We start from the raw sequence: 18,183 nt of genomic DNA on the forward strand, positions 1-18,183 counted from the left end.
GAAAAGACTATTTTTTTCATATAGTTGTAGCATAGTTTCAATTTTACCATAAATAATTATTGGGAAACTTCAGTTTAACGGAATACAGGTTAAAAATTTTCCGTCATTAAACCGACATTTGGCACACCCGCATTTTTCAAGGCAGACATCACGGTGACGACTTTCCCATATTCTACTTGCTTATCACCTCGAATATACACTTGTGTCGCCGGTTTATTTTTTCGTACCGCCTGAGTTAATATCAAAACCTCTTTAGCAGTCACTGGCTCATCATCTTCACCATTACCTAAATCTATATAAAACTGTCCAGTCTTAGTAATAGTTATAATAACCGGATCCGGTAGGTCTTCCAGGCTAATATCTTCAGCATTAGCCACCGGTAAATCAACATCAACACCGGATTGAATCAATGGCGCTGTAATCATAAAAATAATCAACAAAACCAGAGTCACGTCTATATAAGGCACGACATTAATTTCTGCCATCGGTTTTCTACGTGCTCGTTTTGCCATTATGAATGCGCCTGTCGCTGTAACAAGACAACAAATTCATCTATAAATAATTCGTAACGCACCATCAAACGGTCTACTCCCGTCGAAAAGCGATTGTAGGCAACAACCGCCGGGATTGCCGCAAATAGGCCTATTGCTGTCGCTACCAACGCTTCTGCTATACCAGGAGCAACTTGTGCAAGCGTCGCCTGTTTGGCAGTAGAAAGTGAACGAAACGAATTCATAATACCCCAGACAGTACCAAATAATCCTACATAAGGGCTAGTCGATCCAACTGTCGCTAAAAAGGGTAAACCTTCATCAAGTTTATCTAGTTCACGCGTTAATTCTATCCGCATTGCTCTTTGTGCATTTTCTACTTTTTCTGAGGCCTGAGCCCCACTCACTTTATGCATCTTCGAAAATTCTTTATACCCGGCAACAAATATTTTTTCCAGCCCCTCTACAGGAGTCTCTTGTACAGAAATTCTTGCATATAAATGACTCAAATCACCACCCGACCAGAATTGAGATTCAAACTCATCAGCCGCCTTGATCGCGTGTTTTAGCTCTGTACGCTTAGCAAAAATAAAGTTCCAGGAAACCAGTGAGGCGCCCAATAAAATAAGCATGACCAGTTGAACAACCCAACTAGCTTGGGTAATCAGATAAAAAATAGATAAATCGTTATTCATAGCTTAGCGCTTGTTTTAGTACATCAGGAATTAGTTTAGGACGCATGGTATCTGAATCCAGGCAAGCAATACGAATAGTGGCGGTATTCAAAAGTTCTTCATTGCAGGTAATTGTTTGCTCAAAAATTAAACTTGCACTCTTTACCTGACTTAAACTAGCACTCACATTTAGTAGCTCATTAAATTTAGCGGGCTTTAGATAATCAAGCTGTACTGAACGGACGACAAATATCACTGCCTGCCGAGTAATTAATTCATCTTGCTCAAACCCCATCGCACGCAACATTTCCGTCCGCGCACGTTCATAAGATTTTAGATAGTTGGCATAAAAAACCACGCCACCTGCATCGGTATCTTCATAATAAACACGTACAGGTCAATCAAAAGTATTGTTCATATCGTTTATATACAACAATTCAGGCTCATATCAGCCAATTAAAAAATCATTCTCACACAGCTTGGTGTAGCACAGGTTTAATCATCTTAAAATAAAGCAAAAAACATTCCATAAAAAAAGTGCCTTAATTAGTGATATCCATAAAACCACTATGGCTAATAATTATCGTATACGATATAGAGTAAGGATGATTTAAACACCTGAGAGAGCATCTCATCAATAGGGAAGTTTGAGATTAGTAGAGTCGATGTACGTACTTAAATGGGTGAACTAAAAAATCTCATTATCATATTTCATTCTGGAGCGAGATAATGGACTCATTAAGCCATTTAAAATGCAGGCTAAAGACCTGCGCCCCGTTTCTAAGTTAAACAGGAAAAGCGGAATTTATTTAAAAAATTATATATATCAGCAATACAAACCCTTAGAAAAAGGTAGGGCAGAGAGATTATCCTGTCATATCAGTCGTTTCTCTCTACTCCACTATTAACTAGTTGCGCTTACTTACACTGCACGTAATCTACTTTAGTGCCTGCTTTTAACATACGTTGATAAGCTTTATCTTCAGCAACTGGTGTTTTCGATGCGTTAACAGTAATTGCTTCTCCTGCTTGCGCTCCATCGATGTAACCTTTACACACATAAGGTTTAGCAAAAGAAGCAGTAGCTATTAACATTAACCCTAAACCAGCGAAAAGTTTTTTCATTTTAATATCTCCATGCCCTATTAAATTATAATTAGCCAGACACTAGGCATATCAATGTCTGGCATTAAATAACAAACGAATTTAGTTATTTTAATACATTATACCTTTAACAATCAAAGGGGTCGAATCAACAAAGGATTCAAAATCTAAATCGAAGAGCAAATACAAACTGATTTATGAGTTATCGAGCACCCGATCTTGATTTCGCATGCCCAAATAATCATTAAAGAAGTACATCTGCTGTAACTGTTTACTATAAGGACGCAATTTACGCATGCTATATAAGCTTTTCCTAGCTAGCTGTAGCTGTTTTTGAGCCAGTAAATCCAGAATAACACGACATTGCTGCTCAATTAAAAACTCACGAAAGACAACAGCCACCTGAGACTTCTTTAAGTTTAATGAAACATCTAGGGCTACTATGCTTTGCTCAACATTTTCAACTAAATAAAACTGTATTGCTTTAGCAAGCCATAATTGAGCACCCTGCGCACAGCGAATTAACGAACTTAAATCTGCCTTACAGCGCGAACAAATACTTCGCTCACGTAGGCGTGCATTACAGCATGGACAGCGCTGCATCAAGATTCCAGATAATAGATAATATCACTCAACTCTGTCATTGGGTCATCTAGTCCTTGAATATCCCTGGCTGCTATACATACAGTTAAAGTTTCTATTAAATCGATCATATCTTCCTTGTCTTCGTTTGATACTTGCTCAAATAAACCTTCAGCTTTAACAATCAATTCCTGTGCTGCTTCAATTTCAGGTGCTACAGATTGCTCATTTTCTGCAGCTGGTTCGTGTTCAATAACACGCGGATCCATTTGTCCTAACAAAGAGTTAATGCGTTGTTTAGCAGCATCTAATGCATCATCCTCAAACTGAGACAAAGCATTTTTAATAGTAATCGATTTTTCCAGGCCGGTATCTTTTTCCTGCGCTGAAACTTGTAGAATACCATTTAGGTCCAGAGCCAGAGTCAAAGTAATAATATTTCCAGCCACCACATCCAGTAGACCTTCAACCCTAAACTCACCTATTTTTACATTACGTAATGCATCAGGGTCCTCACCCTGATAAACGGTAATCTCAACAGCTTCCTGACCATCAAAACTAGTGGCAAATGCATCTGATTTCCGATTAGGCAATACTGTGTTTTTATGAATAATGGGCACAAACATAAAAGGATATGGCTGACCATCCAGTGACCCAATTGCACTGGTTCCATAAGTATAAGGAGTAACATCAACCAGTACCGTATCAACATCCTGCCCCGCGATCATTGCCGCTTGAATCGCCGCGCCCATAACGACACACAAATCCGGATCGACTTCACTATGCGGTTCAAAACCGAATTCATTCAGCAAACGCTCACGAATACAAGGGGTACGAGTAGAGCCACCAACCAGAATAATTTCATCAATATCAGTTGTAGTGAATTTCGCCCCTTTCAACGCAATATGTACAGCATCCAGAGTCGCATTGATATAATCCTCAATCATCTCTTCATAAGCCATTCTGGAAAGTTCATGCGATAGATGTATCGCGACACCTTCATGCTCTAATAAATATTCTTCATCAATTTGCGCATAGGGTTGATCAGAAAGTATAAACTTTGCTTCTTCAGCTGCACGGGTAATGCGCGCCATAGCTTTACTGTGCGTACGCACATCTACTTGATAACTGTCCTGTATATGCTCTAGCAGATATTCAATGATTTGCTGGTCAAAATCATCACCCCCTAATTGATTATCACCATGGCTAGACAGTACTTCAACCACACCAGACTCGATATTAACCACGGACACATCAAATGTCCCCCCACCCAAATCATACACTAGCACATGCTTAGCTTCTGATTGATTGGCATCATAAGCCAGCGCTGCTGCAGTCGGTTCATTAATCATACGCATGACCTCTAAGCCAGCAATTTCTCCAGCCTCACGAGTTGCTTGCCGTTGTGCATCAGAAAAATAGGCAGGTACCGTTATCACTGCCTTGCTAACAGTTTGCCCTAGATAGTTTTCTGCAATAGCTTTTAGGCGTTTAAGAATGATTGCAGAAATTTCCTGTGGCGTATAAGTCTGCCCTGCTAACTCAACATGCGCATCCTGCCCCATCAATCGTTTGATTGATTTAATGGTTCTTTCGGGGTAAACCAGATACTGATTTCTTGCTGTTTCACCCACGATAATCTGGGCGTTATCATCCATACCAACAAATGAGGGCAGCATTTTTTTGTCGCCATTACTAATAACCGTTACTTTACCGTTTTCTACAATGGATACTTCCGAGTTAGTAGTACCTAAATCTATACCTATAATAATTTCGTTCATCTTCTATCAAACCTTGATTTTATTAACTTTCACTTCTGCCAGACGCAGAACCTGACCTTTAAACATGAACCCCTTACGCAACTCTTCTAGCACAATACCGTTTTCAAACTCGGAATCATGACTTATTTCCACTGCACTCATGCTCACAGGGTCAAGTAATTTACCTACACAGTCTATCGCTCTAACCTGATATCTTTGCAATAATTGTTCAAAACGCCTGACAGTCATCAGCTGCCCATCTTTAAAGCGCTCAATAAAGTGTACATCTTTTTTTCGGGAATGTTTGAACAAGGCATTGACAGGGCTATAATTCTGTAAAACATCAACCCCATTGCTTAATCGATCATAAATATCAATCATTTCCAATAGCATCGTACGCATAATATCAGCTTGCTGTTGCTCTAATCGTTGACTATATGCAGCTAATTCAGTCGCTAGTGATTGATTATCATCTTGCACCGTATTAAGCGCCGAGCTCAGTGTATCCAGAGTATTTTTAAATTGCCTGGATTCAGCTTTGACTTCTGTTTTTAAACCTGTCAATTCAACAAGTAGTGTATTTAAATCGGGCTGCTCATCAGCCATATAGGTTTCAGGACGATCCTGCTCCAGATACTTTTGAAAAAAGTCCAGTAATTCAGTTTTTTGTGCGTCTGTGGTCATTATTTCTCGGGGCTGGCAATCGCATTTAATAGAGTGCTGCTATCAATGCTGATGTTAAGTATTTTGTTTAAAGACTCAAAATTCACTTTTAGCTCCTGCTCAGTTTGCAATGCTTTATCAATCACAGTATTGAAATTTGCTACTGGAAAAGTAAACAAATCATAACTGACTCTGCTTTTATGATTTTTTATAGCCGTGTAAGCATCATGAATTAGCTGAAACTGTTGTTGATTACGATCTGGCGGGTTAATTTTAACTTGCTGTAAATAAGCCTGCTTTATTTCATTATCACTGGCACTAACGGCAATGCCCAGAATTTCATAAGGTGTTTGCATAATAGATTAACTACTTAAAAAGGGCAAGGAAATGGGGTTTTGTTGTCGTTAATATCAAACATATTAATGACATCATCAATATCAACCTCAATATTCAGCTTTAACTCATCAGCAGCCCTAAGGATCATCAATGCCGACAATATATCCGGATTTTGCATGATTGCCATAAGAATACCCTCATTATTACCCACTTTTTTCATGACCCCCTGAATAAGCTTTTCCGGTGTTAGCTTTTTCATGATTAACTCTGCTTTTTCATTTAACTTAAGCAACACATCCTCATCAAGGTGTGCAAAAATCTCTTCCATCGGATCGTAAAACTCATCGTCATCGTCGTCGTCAAGGTCAAAGCCACCAAACAACTCATCAAAAATCCCGAAGCCTCCCTGCGGGTTAGCCTCAAAATAGCTCTCCAGGAGCTTATCAATCAACATAGCTGTTGGGTAATCTTTATCATCCCTGGCTTGATCATTAGCAATCTGCAAGCGCTGAATTTGCCAATTTGAGCACTCTCTGGCATCACCGTTTGTATCCGCATAAACCTGGTAATACATCCAGATTGGTTTGTTCCATTTGAGCGGGGTTGACTTCACACAATGACGTAACAATTCAAAATGCCCAATACTATCCAGCACTTTGCATAAATTTAAAAACAACTCCTCGGTGTATTCATGTTCAGAGAGAGATTTTTTTAATGGCGCTTTAATTTTTTCTAGTGCTTTGTGTGAAAATACCTGGTCGTTGTTATCAGTCGCATATTGCCCTATCTGTCTAATAAGTTCAGTCAACTCCTGTGCAGAGAGCAAGTGTTGCTTAATTGACGGCAACTCACGTAAAACAGTAGCAACGGGCAGACCATTTAATTGGGCTTCCATAGTTGCCCGAAAGTGACCATTAACAGGATCTGTATGTAACACTGCTAGCTCTGCAACTATACGTTGCATGCCTTGTTGTTTATCCTCATTAGCAAAACAGAGCAGCGCCCGCATTAAGCGTATTTGTTTCTGATAGACTTTACCAATATTAAGTTTTTCAGCCTGACTAATTTCTTTTTCCACTAAACGATACTTTTTTTCGCGCATCAATCCCCGTGCATGGGCTAAATGACTGGAAAACAGTATTTGTTTTGCAAAGGTATTTAAAGGGTCAATTTTTAATATTTTAGTTGCATATTGGCTCGCTTTTTTATAGGTTTTATTACGCGTTGCCGTTTTAACAGCTTGAGTTAATACTTCAACATCCTGCGGAAATTGTTTTAAGGTAATTGCCAGCCACTTCTTATATTCCTTTTCAGTCTCAGATTGCTGACTATAGTATTGAATAATTTGCAGATAGCTCTGGCGATCGCCAGGGTCATAATCCAGACTTTCCTCAAGTAATTCAGCTCGCCCTTCTTCATCTGATTCTCTTACAGCCATATGGCGTAAGATCAGTGCTCTTTTTAAACTATTATCAGAATATTTATCACTTAATTCGTTAAAGCATAGTCGCCAATAAAATTCAGCATCATCAAAGTTATTATCCTGTTCGAAGCTTAACGCTTTAATCCGGTTTTCTTCAAATTCACTGGATTTAGAAAAATGCTTGTTAAAATCTTTTTTTCCTGCTGGATAGCTAGCCAGCAGGCTCTGACAAAAGCTCTGTGCAAATTCATTCCCTAACAAGGGCTGAAATTGAATTGCCATCTTAAATTGCACCTTGTCAGTCAATTTATCATGCTGCTGGCTATAGTGCTGAATAAAGTCCTGCTGTTTTTTATTTAAACCTCTAATTTCACTAGCCACAGCACATTGTTGATGACTTAGCTGTACTAGCTCTTCAGCCAGTTCCGAACCTTCTTTAGTGCACACGAGCAATATTCTTGCTGCCTGGAAATAGGCTGAATGTGCAGGGATTTTAGTTAAAAGTGATTTCGCCTGTTCCACAGAACTAGGCATTAGCACAACGGCATTCAGCAAGGTGCGAAAGTCTCGAAAGGCCGATCGATAGGGTAACAATTTCAAAGCCTTATTGAGCTTGTTGCTATCATTACCCTGATAAGCCTGCAATGCTGTCTGGACTATTTTGAATTGCGCGATAAAAACAGAATCTTGTGGCAAATACTGCTCAAACTCAGGATGCTCGGTAAGCATTAACAGACCTAATACAGTAGCCAATGAAGGGTATTGTTTATCCAGTTGTTGTGCTGATAAGTCGCCTAAGTTAGTGTGAATTTTGGCCTGGTTACTGGTTTGAATCAACCAGAATATATACTGATCATTTGCATCATAGGGAGCTTGAGTATACTGGACATGATTCTCCCATAACACCAATGCCTCTTTGTACATACCCCTGGTAGCAAATTGCATGGCTCTTTGTACATAACAATAAGCTAACTTTTGTCGCCACTCATCTTTGTCATCTGTTTGTAATAACTTCTTAAAAAGTCTAATGGCTTCCTTGTAATGAGCTGATGACAATTGGACCGATGCCTGGTCTTCAAGGTCATGCTCCTCCATACCGGGAATAGATGTTTGTTTACTCATTTAATCTTGCTGGATTGTATAAATTTGACCGTCCGCCATTATAAAGCATTTACATTTTAATCAGGTATAATCCTTTAGCAATTCAATAAGGAGCATAGCAATGATATTAGCAGGCGATATAGGTGGTACAAAAACAGTTTTAGCGTTATATCGCAAAAATAGCCAGGGAAAAATGCAATGCAAATTTGAACAGACTTTTGTCAGCAATGACTACCCTCAGTTCGAAGATATCCTTTCCATCTTTATAAAACCAGATACCGTCATTGATGCCGCATGTTTTGGTATTGCCGGCCCTATCGTTAATCAACGCTGCCAGACGACTAACCTGCCCTGGACCATAGATGCTCAAGAGCTTGCTGAAAAATTTAATACCAGCAAGGTTAAACTATTAAATGATCTTGAGGCCATGGCAGTTGGCATGTTACATGGGTCAGCAGCCGACCTGGTCGAACTTAACCCAAATGCACAAACTAAAAATGGCAATATTGCTGTTCTTGCTGCGGGTACAGGCTTAGGCGAAGCAATACTTTTCTGGGATGGAAAACAACATCATCCGATTGCAACTGAAGGGGGACATACTGACTTTGCTCCGCAAACAGTACAACAGGATCAATTTCTAAACTATCTGCGTAAGCAGTTCAATGGTCATGTAAGCTGGGAACGCGTGCTTTCCGGAGTTGGCTTTAGTTATCTTTACGACTTTCTGCTTGAATCAGGATTTGGACCAGCCTGCCCCGCTGTGCCCTCAGTTAATGAAGTCAGTCCCTCAGCCGGCGACAGGAATGCTATCATTTCTAGCCTAGGCGTGAATAATAAAGACCCGGTATGCGTTGAAGTCGTGCGCTTATTTGTAGAATTCTATGCAGCAGAAGCAGGCAACCTTGCACTACAGTGTTTAGCAACGGGAGGGGTCTTTATTGGTGGCGGTATCGGCCCTAAAATCCGCCCAGCTCTGGAAAGTGAAAGTTTTTTGCGTGCATTTACCGCTAAAGGCCGCTTTGCGCCATTACTCAACGGTATTTCGATTAAACTATCTCTTAATCCGAACGCTCCACTTATTGGAGCCGCTAATTACTTTTTCTGATTTATAAACCCTAGTCTAGGTCAGATAGATTTCAAGCTCGGTACAAATTGTCTGATATGAGATTCTGAGTAAAAAGCAAGTCATACTAGTACATAACCGTCATACAACTCGAGCCACTATGCAATATTTTAGGCTATGTATGATTATTAAAATTTGAATAAAGTTTATAGACCCTTATGAAATTCACTGGTCAAGCTAAAGAAAAAGCTAACCTATTACTAGTGGCCATCAAGTTATTTGACTGGTTGCTAATTGCAGGCAGTGGCGTGGCAAGCTTTTATGCTTTAGAACCTATTAAGAACTTTCCAGCTTACCTGGGCCTGATGCCGGAACACTATTTAACAGTCCTATTACTCGGATTTTTATTTAGCGCCTGGTTATTTCCTATTTTCAATGTTTATAAAAGCTGGCGCGGCTCGAGTATTGCTGAAGAAGCATTAACACTACTATTCAGCTGGACATGCGCTATTCTGGGATTATTAGCATTTCTATTTTTCACCAAAACAGCCACTGAATACGACACTGGTTTTTGCTATGGTTTGTTAGCGCCTACCTAGGCTTGATTTTCTCCAGAATCACGTTGCGCATGGTATTACATTCAATACGTAACAGAGGATTAAATCAAAGGCATATCGTTTTGGTGGGCGGCAGCCCTTTAAATCAGCAAGTTACTAAAAAGCTTGAATCATCCAGCTGGATGGGATTAAAAATTGCTGGCTATTTTTACCATAATAATGAAAACCAGGATTTAGAATATCTGGGCGATATCGATACTGTTGTCCAATATGTAGAACAACACGATATTGATCAGGTATGGATCACCCTGCCATTGACGCAAATGGATAAAATTGAAAGGCTCAGTCGTCAGCTACACTCAGTGACTGTTGATGTTATGTTAATTCCCGATATCGCCAGTTTACGACTATTAAATTATTCAATTAGCCACCTGGATGGCCTGGCGATTATTAACATGTCAATTTCACCGATGTCTAGCGCCAATGCAACAATCAAATGGCTGGAGGATAAATTTCTTGCTAGCTTGATCCTATTATTAATCAGCCCGATCAGCTTGGCATTGCGCTAGCGGTTAAACTAAGCTCGCCTGGCCCGGTATTTTACAGGCAGGAACGCGTTAGCTGGAATGGTAAAGGCTTTAATATGCTAAAGTTTCGCTCTATGCCGATGGGCACCGACAAACGTACTGGCGGCCCTATTTGGGGTGGCGCAGCTAAAAAACAAACGACCAGAATCGGTCACTTTTTACGTAGCACTAGCCTCGATGAACTACCACAATTTATTAATGTATTAAAAGGAGATATGTCGATAGTAGGCCCACGCCCTGAACGTACCGTATTTGTTGAACAGTTCAAATATGAAATTGATAGCTATATGCAAAAACATTTAGTACCTGCAGGCATTACCGGCTGGGCACAAATAAACGGCTGGCGTGGTGATACCTGTCTGAAAACGCGTATTGACTATGATTTATTCTATATAGAAAACTGGTCGCTGTGGTTTAATTTAAAAATTATTTTCCTGACTTTATTTAAAGACTTTAAACATAAGGAAACAAGCTAAAGCACCTGGAAAAACATAATCAGAAGTCTTTAGCCTTAAACCTTAAACTGTAGTTGCCGACTATTTTACCTAATGCAATTCTTGCTTGCCTCCTTCGCGTGCTGCTAGTTCAACTCGCAACCAATAGTCGTGTGACTGAAGGAGCGAGAAAGCACCTCCGACATAGATTCAAAAATAAGCAAAAATGGCTTATGCTTAAAGACCTCTATTTCACGAAAGCACTAACTATGGTGCCACTTGGGCAAGCTACATGCCCAGGAACTCACCCTGCTGATGTTGCCACATCTGATAATAGCGCCCTTCAAGTGTTAATAATTGCTGATGAGTACCCTGCTCAATAATACGGCCTTGCTCCAGTACAATAATTCTATCCATACGTAAAATAGTAGACAAACGATGCGCAATAACCAGAGCAGTTTTGTGCTTCAACAACTCGAAAATAGCCACTTGAACCTGCTGCTCAGTAAGTGAATCCAGAGCACTCGTCGCTTCATCCAGAACCACAATCGGCGCATCTTCAAGCAAGGCGCGAGCAATGGCAATCCTTTGTTTTTCACCACCCGATAATTTGACGCCCCGCTCGCCCACTTTAGTCTCAAATTGCTGCGGTAATTGCTGAATAAACTCCAGACTTTGAGCTTTGGCAGCAACAGCCTGTAATTCCACATCTGATACATCGGTTCCCATCACGATATTATCACGTACCGAGCGATGAAATAATTCGGGTTGCTGTGGAATCAGAGAGATCTGCTGACGTAATGAAGCCAGTGTAAAATCACGACTATTAATACCATCAAACAGAATTTCTCCACTCTGTGCATCAACAAATCGAAACAGTAATCGGGTCAATGAGGTTTTCCCAGAGCCTGATTGACCAACCAGAGCCACTTTTTCCCCAGCTTTTATATGCAAAGAAAAGTCCTTAAACAATGGCTGGTGCCCTTCGTAGACAAAGTTAATACCTTTAAAACTAACCTGCCCTCTACTAATTGTTTGCGCTTGCGCCTGAGGAGTATCTATTTCTAAATCAGCATTCTTAAACACCTCACTCATTTCCATTGCATCAGCTAATGCAGTGAAGAAATTGAGTAAATTACGCCCAAATTCCCACAGACGTTGAATCAACATTAGCAGGATAGACTGGAACAAAACAAATTCACCTACCTGAAAATCTCCCTCCTGCCATTTACCAATCATCAGATACATCAACAATAATTCAATGAAAAAGATCATCAAACCTTGCACAGAAAAAGAAATAAACATTAGAATCCAGGCTATCTTTTTGCGTCGATACACATAGTCAGAGGCCTGATCAACTCGTTGCTGCTCTTTATCTTCCAAAACAAAGCTTTTAACGATAAAGATATTACTGATAGCATCCGAATATACACCACCCACTTTAGAATCTGCTTTGGCCACCACTTCGTCAAACTTTAGTTTCCACCAGGAAAAACCAATATTCCAGATAAGATACACAACGACCCAGGCTAGAAAATACAGGGCAAACAAAGGCTGTTGCTGATAGAAAAGAATAAAGGCTATACTAATTGCCAGAATATTTTGAAATAGATGAAACAGACACCAGTCCATGATAATTTCAAAAGACCGGGAAAATCGATTGGCCTGTTTAATTAGACTTCCGGAAAAACTGTTTTCAAAGAATATATATTGCTGTTTTTTTAAAACATCAAGACAGCGTTTTTCCAGCAAATTAACGCCCCCGCCATCAACAGGGATAATACCAATTTCAAGCACACGCCATGATAACCATACACCTGCATAAAACACAGCAATCATGCCGAGATTGTGCAACATCATAGAATGTGTTGCAGCAGAGTATTCAGAAGCTAATCCATTAGCAATATTTTTATATAAAACCGGCACATAAAAACTCAGCACCGTTGCACTACTTAAGCCAATGATACAGAGCAGAAAATACCATTTTTTTTGCCAGACCACCTTGCTGTATTCTTTAAAAATGACATGCATAACTGTATTGTTTTTTGTAAGAGCGGACTTATCGTGCGTAAAAAATTATGATAAAAGCACTCTATATGGCACTCAACTATTTTTTTGTACATAAAAAATCTGCTGCTCATCATCTCTAATATATTCGATAATTTCATGCCCTGTCTGTTCGCTATATACACCAAAATCCAGATGTGCCGCAGGATCAGTTGCAGTTACTCGCACTACCTCACCAGACTGCATTTCTTTCAGGGCTTTTTTTAGGCGTAATAGGGGTAAAGGACAATGCAAGCCAGCCGCATCTACTTCAATATTAAATTCAATCATTCTGATTTTAAATTTTCTCAATCATGCTTTATAAAGAGCGCATATAATAGCACCACAACACCTTTTCCGAACAATGAACTTATAGATTTATTATCATTACATGGACTATTTTCCACTTTTTATCGATTTAAAAAACAAAAACTGCCTAGTCGTTGGCGCAGGCGAAGTTGCAGCTCGAAAAGTTGAATTACTCGCTAAAGCAGGCGCGATAATTACCGTGGTTGCGCCTGAAATAAGCAATAATGTTACCCAATTAGCAGCAAACAACCCTAAATTAGAAATCATACAAAAAGATTTTAGTCCTGAAGATATTGCCCAGCAACGCCTGATTATTTCAGCGACTAATCAAGCCACTATTAATGCCCTGGTTGCAGAAACGGCGGACACTCACAATATCCCAGTCAATGTTGTCGACAACCCTGGCTTGTGTAGCTTTATAGTCCCTGCAATTATTGACCGTTCACCCGTTATCGCAGCGGTTTCGTCTGGTGGCACTTCACCTGTCCTCGCGCGCTTATTACGTGCGAAACTGGAAAGCCTTATTCCTCCCGCTTTCGGCAGAATGGCTCAACTCGCTGAAAAATACAGAGCCTTAGTCAAAGAGAAGATTAACCCGCCCGCACAACGCAGAATTTTCTGGGAAAAGATTCTCCAAGGCTCAATTGCTGAGTTGTTCTATTCTGGCAAAGAAGCCGAGGCTGAAGCACGCTTAAAAGATGCCATACTTAATTCCACTGATAAACTGGATAATACTGGTGAAGTCTACTTAGTCGGTGCCGGTCCAGGTGATCCTGACTTGCTTACCTTTCGTGCCCTACGCCTTATGCAACAAGCCGATGTAGTCGTCTATGACCGCCTGGTTTCTGACGGAATACTGGAACTGGTGCGTCGTGATGCAGAAAAGATTTATGTTGGAAAGCAGCGCGATAATCATAGCCTGGCCCAGGAATCAATTAATGAACTTCTGGCACGCCTGGCAAAATCAGGCAAACGCGTTGTCCGCTTAAAAGGTGGCGACCCGTTTATTTTTGGTCGAGGCGGCGAAGAAATTGAAACATTGGTAGAGCAAAATATTAACTTTCAAGTTGTTCCTGGTATTACAGCGGCTTCCGGTTGTGCTACCTATGCCGGCATACCTCTTACCCACCGAGATCACGCTCAATCCTGTACTTTTATTACTGGCCATTTAAAAGACAATACTGTCAACCTAAACTGGCAACAGCTCGCAGTACCCAGACAAACAATTGTTATCTATATGGGCTTAGTTGGGCTGGAGATAATCTGTAAATCCATGATTCAGTATGGTGCCGCAGCTGATTTACCCATAGCCCTGATCCAACAGGGGACAACACATAACCAGAGAGTGATTACCGGTACCTTGAGCACCCTGCCCGACAAGCTAAAAAACCAAAGTATTCATGCTCCAACCTTATTTATTATAGGTACAGTTGTTTCCTTGCATAACACATTAAAATGGTTTCAGGCAGACTCTACTCCTGAAGAGTATTAGGCAGGATGAAAGGAACGGGTTTATAACAAATGATACACTTCGTCGAGACTTGCTTGATCAGAGGTTCTTACTTAGGAATAAGCACGAAACAACTTCCCGATATTAATTATTCTTGAGGAATTGCACGGTAATTCCATTTTGGTAAATGTGTATCAAATACAATCGGCATTATTTCTTTGAAGTCAGCGGCATATTTTCGTCCTGTCTCGTATATTTTGTCGAGTATGTGAACAATTGTTGTTAGTCCTTTTGACGTTGATGTTCTAGAAATCAATGTTTTAACTGTTTCAACCGAGTCAAATACAACACCTTCACAAGCACGAGTCACATGAGGAAAAAAACGATGTTCAATGGGATTATACTTGGAGGTATAAGGAGGATAGTGGGCAATCCTAATTTCCAATCCAAGTGCATTCGCAGTCTTTTGTAAATCTTCTTTAAAAATGTAGTGCCGTGAGCTGTTACTCCCTCCACCATCGCAAAGGATCAACAATGATTTTGCTTTAGGATAATGAATTGTTTTATTAACACTAACACCAAAGAGGAAGAAACCAAATGAAAAAAATACTATTAGCTGTTTCTACAGTTGCTCTACTAAGTTTAAGCGCACAAGCATCTGCTAGCAGCGATATTAAAGTCGGTAAAAAAATCTATGACCGTGCTTTTGGTCGTGGTTGCGGTGCTTGCCATGACATCTCGTCAAACCCACAGTTAATCGCACTTATTAAATCAGGCGACTTAACAAAAGGCAGCTTTGCTACTACTTTGAAAGAAGGTAAAAACGGAATGCCAAAAGCTATGGATGCAATCATGGCAGTTGGACCTGTTAAAAAAGCTGGATACTCAGAAGATGAAGCTATTGATGCAGTTTGGAACTTCCTAGCTCAATAAGCCTTAAACAATAGACATAAAAAAAAGCCGTTCCAGGTTATGCCTGGAACGGCTTTTTTGTGCCTATTAGAAAAGTATCTGGTTAACGATAGCTTAAGAGACCGTAAAAGTATTAGTGCGCTCAAGATAATGAGTCTGTGTAGGCTGGGATGAAGCTTGCGTAATCCCAGCTTTTTTTTGTTGCTGGGTTTCGTACCTCAACCACAGCCTACGATATTTTTTGCTGTTCACTAGAGTTATCTTCCAGTGCATACCGTCTACGCACCCAGACTCCACCAATAACAGCGATCATCAGACCACAAGAAGTAATCAAAAAATGCACTAAACCCTTGAGTTGTGAAACCTGCTCAGCTAAAGCAATAGTTTCAATATTTTTGGGTTGAGGTAAATATTTCTGAGCAATTAAACGTCCCGCGCCTGTTGCAGAATAAGTTTTTAAAACAACTAAATCTTCCTGCAAAGCTTGAATAGTATCTAGACCCGTCTCAGAAATTGTTCCGCTACGCAAAGACTCTTCCAGTATATTTAGCTTACTCTCAATAGACCCACTTACTAAAGCAACTAATTGAGACTTTAGAGCATCCACTTCAGCGGATAAAACTGGATTCATCTGCACCTGAGACAAATCAACCGCTTTGACTGCCTGAGCAGGCTGCAAGGCAAGATCATCCGCTGGCATCAATAATATGCCCATAAAAATAACCATTGCCATCAAACCAACAAGCATTGCTAATACTAGCCGGTTCATTTTCAGTACACTTAACTGTGTCGCTGAATTTAGAACGGTCAAATTACGCACTGATTTATTATTCTCATTATTTTTGCGTAAATCGCTCATTAAAGCTAATCCTCTTCCCCTACAAAGAACTCGAACCTGCCATTATACAAGTTTGACAAAAAAAATCCCGTTCACTTTCAAAGTAAACGGGATTAATTTCAAAACTATTTCAGCCTCTTGGCAGCAATGCGCATTCTTAAAGCATTCAGCTTAATAAAGCCTTCTGCATCTTGTTGGTTATAAGCGCCTTCATCATCTTCAAAAGTAGCAATGGCCTCATCAAATAAACTGTCCGTGTCAGACATACGCCCCACAACATCAACATTACCTTTATAAAGTTTCAAGCTAACTTTGCCATTAACAGTCAACTGAGACTGATCAATCATTGTCTGCAACATTTCACGCTCCGGGCTCCACCAGTAACCATTATAAATAAGCGTAGCGTAACGTGGCATTAACTCATCTTTTAAATGCGCTACCTCACGATCCAGAGTCAATGATTCGATCGCCCTATGTGCTCGCATCATAATCGTACCACCTGGAGTTTCGTAGCATCCACGCGACTTCATACCCACATAACGGTTTTCTACGATATCCAAACGGCCAATACCATTGTCACCACCGACTTTATTTAATTTAGCCAATACTTCAGCCGGTGAATGTGACACACCATCAATGGCAACAATATCACCTTTAGCATATGTCAGTTCCATATAAGTTGCTTTATCAGGCGCAGCTTCGGGCGACACACTCCACAACCACATATCATCTTCAGGCTCATTCCAGGGATCTTCTAAAATCCCGCCTTCATAAGAGATATGTAACAAATTAGCATCCATAGAGTAAGGTGACACCTTACCTTTTTTTCTTTCTATAGGAATACCATGTTTCTCGGCATAAGCAAGCAACTTCTGCCTGGAATTCAAGTCCCATTCACGCCAAGGCGCAATAATCTTAATATCAGGACGTAAAGCATATGCGCCTAATTCAAAACGCACCTGATCATTACCTTTACCTGTCGCTCCATGCGAAACTGCATCAGCACCCGTCTCATTAGCAATCTCGATTAACCGCTTAGAAATAAGGGGACGCGCAATTGATGTCCCTAATAAATACTCGCCCTCATAGATAGTATTAGCGCGAAACATAGGAAACACATAATCACGCACAAATTCCTCGCGCAAATCATCAATATAAATTTCTTTAATACCTAAAACTTTTGCTTTTTCTCGCGCCGGCTCTACTTCCTCGCCCTGCCCTAAATCAGCAGTAAACGTAACCACTTCACAATCATATTCATCTTGCAACCACTTCAAAATAACTGAAGTATCTAAACCACCCGAATAAGCTAAAACTACTTTTTTAGTATCTGACATTGCGCCCAAACTCTAACTAAATGAAAATTTGTCAATTATACTATAAATAATGCTCAGCCCATTTTAATAATTAATCTCTATACTTCACCGCATTCACAAGTGCAATTGTTATACTGAACTGAAGTTTCCCAATTATTGAGTAGCTGAAATACACAATGCTGGTGTATCGAGGTTTATTTTAGGTGGTTTTGCCATGTTTATAGCAAACCCCTACTTAATTCCCCTTAGGCAATAGCATTTGAAACGAATGAAAAGACTATTTTTTTCATATAATTCAGGCGCGCCATGCTACCTCACGAAATTCCGGGACTCCTGTCGCCATAATTCGTTCACCTACGCAGCGGATGGGAGATGCCCTGAACGCCCTGCGTCCGCAACGACTACGCACAAAAGCCGCTTCGTCATTACTACCTCACTGGCTGGACGGCTATTCGGAATGCAATTCTTGCTCCTCTCGCGTGCTGCTAGCACACGTCGAATCAGCGAATTGCCCTGTCGCCTATCAGGGACTAAAAA

Annotated in this window: 19 protein-coding genes and 1 pseudogene; 6 read left to right on the plus strand and 14 right to left on the minus strand. The window is 40.3% G+C overall.

Annotated elements, in window-relative coordinates; all coding sequences use genetic code 11:
* Positions 1-89 precede the first annotated feature (89 nt).
* The 9 genes and pseudogenes from tolR to CDZ78_RS05735 all read right to left on the minus strand — a co-directional run bounded on the left by tolR (position 90) and on the right by CDZ78_RS05735 (position 8,155).
* Positions 90-512 carry a protein TolR gene (tolR, locus tag CDZ78_RS05695; protein ID WP_087869136.1) on the minus strand — a complete coding sequence of 141 codons (423 nt, stop codon included), beginning with the start codon at positions 510-512 and terminating at the stop codon, positions 90-92.
* Positions 512-1,186 (minus strand): protein TolQ, encoded by a 675-nt coding sequence (gene tolQ / locus CDZ78_RS05700; RefSeq protein ID WP_087869137.1) that lies wholly within the window; start codon positions 1,184-1,186, stop codon positions 512-514. Before tolQ ends, tolR begins: the two co-directional genes overlap by 1 nt.
* Positions 1,179-1,562, minus strand: a pseudogene (ybgC, locus tag CDZ78_RS05705) (tol-pal system-associated acyl-CoA thioesterase); the annotation flags it as partial. The gene tolQ and the pseudogene ybgC, both read right to left, overlap by 8 nt.
* A gap of 521 nt (positions 1,563-2,083) precedes the next feature.
* The gene (locus CDZ78_RS05710) at positions 2,084-2,290 is read right to left on the minus strand and encodes a hypothetical protein (protein WP_087869139.1); all 207 of its coding nucleotides are present in this window, start codon (positions 2,288-2,290) and stop codon (positions 2,084-2,086) included.
* A gap of 174 nt (positions 2,291-2,464) precedes the next feature.
* Positions 2,465-2,872 carry a hypothetical protein gene (locus CDZ78_RS05715; protein ID WP_087869140.1) on the minus strand — a complete coding sequence of 136 codons (408 nt, stop codon included), beginning with the start codon at positions 2,870-2,872 and terminating at the stop codon, positions 2,465-2,467.
* Positions 2,872-4,632: an Hsp70 family protein gene (locus CDZ78_RS05720; protein WP_087869141.1), complete on the minus strand. Its 1,761-nt coding sequence runs from the start codon at positions 4,630-4,632 to the stop codon at positions 2,872-2,874. The genes CDZ78_RS05715 and CDZ78_RS05720 overlap by 1 nt, the downstream gene beginning before the upstream one ends.
* A 6-nt stretch (positions 4,633-4,638) precedes the next feature.
* Positions 4,639-5,295: a nucleotide exchange factor GrpE gene (locus CDZ78_RS05725; protein WP_087869142.1), complete on the minus strand. Its 657-nt coding sequence runs from the start codon at positions 5,293-5,295 to the stop codon at positions 4,639-4,641.
* Positions 5,295-5,630: a J domain-containing protein gene (locus CDZ78_RS05730; RefSeq protein ID WP_087869143.1), complete on the minus strand. Its 336-nt coding sequence runs from the start codon at positions 5,628-5,630 to the stop codon at positions 5,295-5,297. The genes CDZ78_RS05725 and CDZ78_RS05730 overlap by 1 nt, the downstream gene beginning before the upstream one ends.
* 14 nt (positions 5,631-5,644) lie before the next feature.
* Positions 5,645-8,155 carry a tetratricopeptide repeat protein gene (locus CDZ78_RS05735; protein WP_087869144.1) on the minus strand — a complete coding sequence of 837 codons (2,511 nt, stop codon included), beginning with the start codon at positions 8,153-8,155 and terminating at the stop codon, positions 5,645-5,647.
* Positions 8,156-8,255: 100 nt separating this feature from the next.
* Here CDZ78_RS05735 and glk point away from each other — a divergent pair, with 100 nt between their 5' ends.
* The 4 genes from glk to CDZ78_RS05755 all read left to right on the plus strand — a co-directional run bounded on the left by glk (position 8,256) and on the right by CDZ78_RS05755 (position 10,817).
* Positions 8,256-9,239, plus strand: coding sequence for a glucokinase (gene glk, locus CDZ78_RS05740; protein ID WP_087869145.1), 984 nt, complete (start codon positions 8,256-8,258; stop codon positions 9,237-9,239).
* A gap of 176 nt (positions 9,240-9,415) precedes the next feature.
* Positions 9,416-9,796, plus strand: coding sequence for a hypothetical protein (locus CDZ78_RS05745; protein ID WP_087869146.1), 381 nt, complete (start codon positions 9,416-9,418; stop codon positions 9,794-9,796).
* A 2-nt stretch (positions 9,797-9,798) separates the two neighbouring features.
* Positions 9,799-10,323, plus strand: coding sequence for a hypothetical protein (locus CDZ78_RS05750; RefSeq protein WP_230991008.1), 525 nt, complete (start codon positions 9,799-9,801; stop codon positions 10,321-10,323).
* Entirely contained in the window at positions 10,314-10,817 is a 504-nt protein-coding gene (locus tag CDZ78_RS05755; protein WP_230991009.1) for a sugar transferase, read from the plus strand. The genes CDZ78_RS05750 and CDZ78_RS05755 overlap by 10 nt, the downstream gene beginning before the upstream one ends.
* 246 nt (positions 10,818-11,063) lie before the next feature.
* On the opposite strand, the gene CDZ78_RS05760 is transcribed toward CDZ78_RS05755, so the two are convergent.
* Positions 11,064-12,806 (minus strand): ABC transporter ATP-binding protein, encoded by a 1,743-nt coding sequence (locus CDZ78_RS05760; RefSeq protein ID WP_087869149.1) that lies wholly within the window; start codon positions 12,804-12,806, stop codon positions 11,064-11,066.
* Between the two features lie 72 nt (positions 12,807-12,878).
* The gene (locus CDZ78_RS05765) at positions 12,879-13,112 is read right to left on the minus strand and encodes a sulfurtransferase TusA family protein (protein ID WP_087869150.1); all 234 of its coding nucleotides are present in this window, start codon (positions 13,110-13,112) and stop codon (positions 12,879-12,881) included.
* Between the two features lie 100 nt (positions 13,113-13,212).
* Here CDZ78_RS05765 and cysG point away from each other — a divergent pair, with 100 nt between their 5' ends.
* Positions 13,213-14,622 (plus strand): siroheme synthase CysG, encoded by a 1,410-nt coding sequence (gene cysG, locus CDZ78_RS05770; protein ID WP_087869151.1) that lies wholly within the window; start codon positions 13,213-13,215, stop codon positions 14,620-14,622.
* Positions 14,623-14,728: 106 nt separating this feature from the next.
* Here cysG and CDZ78_RS05775 read toward each other — a convergent pair whose 3' ends face one another.
* Positions 14,729-15,193: an ISAzo13-like element transposase-related protein gene (locus CDZ78_RS05775; protein ID WP_140413899.1), complete on the minus strand. Its 465-nt coding sequence runs from the start codon at positions 15,191-15,193 to the stop codon at positions 14,729-14,731.
* On the opposite strand from CDZ78_RS05775, the gene CDZ78_RS05780 reads away from it, so the two are divergent.
* Entirely contained in the window at positions 15,178-15,513 is a 336-nt protein-coding gene (locus CDZ78_RS05780; RefSeq protein ID WP_087869153.1) for a cytochrome c, read from the plus strand. The two genes, CDZ78_RS05775 and CDZ78_RS05780, sit on opposite strands and share 16 nt — an antisense overlap.
* Positions 15,514-15,721: 208 nt before the next feature.
* Here the strand turns inward: CDZ78_RS05780 and CDZ78_RS05785 are convergent, their stop codons facing one another.
* Positions 15,722-16,351, minus strand: coding sequence for a hypothetical protein (locus tag CDZ78_RS05785; RefSeq protein WP_087869154.1), 630 nt, complete (start codon positions 16,349-16,351; stop codon positions 15,722-15,724).
* A gap of 104 nt (positions 16,352-16,455) precedes the next feature.
* Complete coding sequence (locus CDZ78_RS05790; RefSeq protein WP_087869155.1) at positions 16,456-17,667, minus strand: argininosuccinate synthase; 1,212 nt, start codon at positions 17,665-17,667, stop codon at positions 16,456-16,458.
* Positions 17,668-18,183: the final 516 nt, after the last annotated feature.

Source organism: Bathymodiolus platifrons methanotrophic gill symbiont (assembly GCF_002189065.1).
In the GTDB taxonomy this organism is placed as follows: Bacteria; Pseudomonadota; Gammaproteobacteria; order Methylococcales; family Methylomonadaceae; genus Methyloprofundus.

Bases quoted from the DNA above. Each gene is read 5' to 3' on its own strand.
- tolR (WP_087869136.1), bottom strand. From the start codon at position 512: ATGGCAAAACGAGCACGTAGAAAACCGATGGCAGAAATTAATGTCGTG.
- tolQ (WP_087869137.1), bottom strand. From the start codon at position 1,186: ATGAATAACGATTTATCTATTTTTTATCTGATTACCCAAGCTAGTTGG.
- CDZ78_RS05710 (WP_087869139.1), bottom strand. From the start codon at position 2,290: ATGAAAAAACTTTTCGCTGGTTTAGGGTTAATGTTAATAGCTACTGCT.
- CDZ78_RS05715 (WP_087869140.1), bottom strand. From the start codon at position 2,872: ATGCAGCGCTGTCCATGCTGTAATGCACGCCTACGTGAGCGAAGTATT.
- CDZ78_RS05720 (WP_087869141.1), bottom strand. From the start codon at position 4,632: ATGAACGAAATTATTATAGGTATAGATTTAGGTACTACTAACTCGGAA.
- CDZ78_RS05725 (WP_087869142.1), bottom strand. From the start codon at position 5,295: ATGACCACAGACGCACAAAAAACTGAATTACTGGACTTTTTTCAAAAG.
- CDZ78_RS05730 (WP_087869143.1), bottom strand. From the start codon at position 5,630: ATGCAAACACCTTATGAAATTCTGGGCATTGCCGTTAGTGCCAGTGAT.
- CDZ78_RS05735 (WP_087869144.1), bottom strand. From the start codon at position 8,155: ATGAGTAAACAAACATCTATTCCCGGTATGGAGGAGCATGACCTTGAA.
- glk (WP_087869145.1), top strand. From the start codon at position 8,256: ATGATATTAGCAGGCGATATAGGTGGTACAAAAACAGTTTTAGCGTTA.
- CDZ78_RS05745 (WP_087869146.1), top strand. From the start codon at position 9,416: ATGAAATTCACTGGTCAAGCTAAAGAAAAAGCTAACCTATTACTAGTG.
- CDZ78_RS05760 (WP_087869149.1), bottom strand. From the start codon at position 12,806: ATGCATGTCATTTTTAAAGAATACAGCAAGGTGGTCTGGCAAAAAAAA.
- CDZ78_RS05765 (WP_087869150.1), bottom strand. From the start codon at position 13,112: ATGATTGAATTTAATATTGAAGTAGATGCGGCTGGCTTGCATTGTCCT.
- cysG (WP_087869151.1), top strand. From the start codon at position 13,213: ATGGACTATTTTCCACTTTTTATCGATTTAAAAAACAAAAACTGCCTA.
- CDZ78_RS05780 (WP_087869153.1), top strand. From the start codon at position 15,178: ATGAAAAAAATACTATTAGCTGTTTCTACAGTTGCTCTACTAAGTTTA.
- CDZ78_RS05785 (WP_087869154.1), bottom strand. From the start codon at position 16,351: ATGAGCGATTTACGCAAAAATAATGAGAATAATAAATCAGTGCGTAAT.
- CDZ78_RS05790 (WP_087869155.1), bottom strand. From the start codon at position 17,667: ATGTCAGATACTAAAAAAGTAGTTTTAGCTTATTCGGGTGGTTTAGAT.